The organism is Nonomuraea sp. NPDC049152 (assembly GCF_040648355.1).
Taxonomy (GTDB): Bacteria; Actinomycetota; Actinomycetes; order Streptosporangiales; family Streptosporangiaceae; genus Nonomuraea.
The window spans coordinates 1-1,708 of the sequence record NZ_JBEZDO010000092.1; the positions used below are offsets into that span (position 1 = coordinate 1).

General features: G+C 66.7%; 1 protein-coding gene. It reads left to right on the plus strand.

What is annotated here, in order from left to right; translation table 11 throughout:
- Positions 1–91 precede the first annotated feature (91 nt).
- Positions 92–1,648 carry an IS1182 family transposase gene (locus tag AB0B45_RS51445; RefSeq protein WP_358146378.1) on the plus strand — a complete coding sequence of 519 codons (1,557 nt, stop codon included), beginning with the start codon at positions 92–94 and terminating at the stop codon, positions 1,646–1,648.
- Positions 1,649–1,708: the final 60 nt, after the last annotated feature.

Genomic DNA, 1,708 nt, shown 5'->3' on the forward strand with positions numbered 1-1,708 from the left:
TCTAGAAGATCGCTGAAGATCTTGCGTTCTGGCCCCGCCTTGGATGATGCGGGGCCAGACTCATTGCGTGCAGGGTGAGTGGGCTGGGGAACTGGTCGGGCCGGATGTGTGGCAGACCTGCCGGGAGCTGATCCCGCCGGGGAGTGTGTTCGCGTTCTTGGCTGAGCATCGCCAGGAGCTGTTTCCGGCAGCGATGTTCGCTGACATGTACCCCTCGTCCAACGGGCGGCCGAGTATGCCGCCGCAGGTGCTGGCCGCGGCATTGGTGCTGCAGGCCCTCTATGGGGCGTCGGACTTTGAAGCGGTTCAGGAGCTGCGCTGTGACCTGCGGTGGAAGGCCGCGTGCGGGCTGGGCCTGTATGACACCGCGTTCGATCCGTCGTTGCTGACCTACTTTCGCCGTCGTCTGGCCCGCTCGACTGACCCGAATCGGATCTTCACCCGGGTAAAGCAGGTAGTAGCGGCCACTGGGGCGATCAAGGGCCGACAGCGTCGTGCGCTGGATTCCACCGTGCTCGATGATGCGGTGGCCACCCAAGACACCATCACCCAATTGGTCGCTGCGATCCGTCGGGTGATCCGCGAGGTCCCCGGCGCCGACCAGGTCGCCGCCGTCTGCTGCACCGCCCACGACTACGCCGACCCGGGAAAGCCGCGTATCGCCTGGAACGATGAGCAGGCACGGGAGCTGTTGGTAGACGCGCTGGTCACCGACGCGATCGCTCTGCTTGCCCACCTGCCCGAACAGCCGCTGGATGACAAAGCGGCCGGCGCGGTCGCTCTGCTGGCTCTGGTCGCCTACCAAGACGTTGAACCCGCCGAAGATTCCGACGGCACCGACGGCCGGTGGCGTATCGCCCGGCGCACCGCCCATGACCGGATCGTCTCCACCGTCGACCCCCAGGCACGGCACGTGCACAAGAACCGCACCCAACGCCAAGACGGCTACAAGGCTCACATGGCCGTCGAGCCCGAGAGCGGGATCTACACCGAGGTCGCATTACGGCCTGGTGTCGGCGCCACCCACCACGAAGCCGCCGTCGCCGAAGAGTTACTGGCCGAGGAGGAGGAACCGGTCATCGTGTTGGGTGATGCCGCCTACGGCACCGGCCATGCCCGCCGGGCGTTACAGGCCGCCGGCCACACCTTGATCATCAAACCTCCACCGCTGCGGCAGACCATCCCCGGCGGTTTCACCATCGACGACTTCCGCATTGAGGCCACCACCAGTATGGTGACCTGCCCGGCCGGACACACCGTCGTCCTGGGGCAGCCGCAAGCCAGCGGCAACCGTGTCGCACAGTTCAAGAAGCGGTGCATCGATTGCCCGCTGCGGGCCAGATGCACCACCGCCAAGAGCGGACGCAACCTCAACGTCCATCCGCATCACGCTTTGCTGACCGCTGCCCGGCGCCAGGCCGCCACCGACCCGGCTTGGCAGGCCGACTATCGTCGCTGGCGCCCACCGGTCGAACGAGGGGTGGCGTGGCTGGTGGCCCGGGGCAATCGCCGCCTGCGCTACCTCGGGGTCTTGAAGAACGATGCCTGGTTGCACACCCGCGCTGCGGCCCTCAATCTCCGCACCCTGGTCCACCTCGGGCTCACCCACACCGGCGGCGTCTGGACCCTCGAGCCAACCACCGCCTGACGACAGGACGCCGATCCCACCCACGGCGGGCACAGACCAAGATCTTCAGTGATCTTCTAG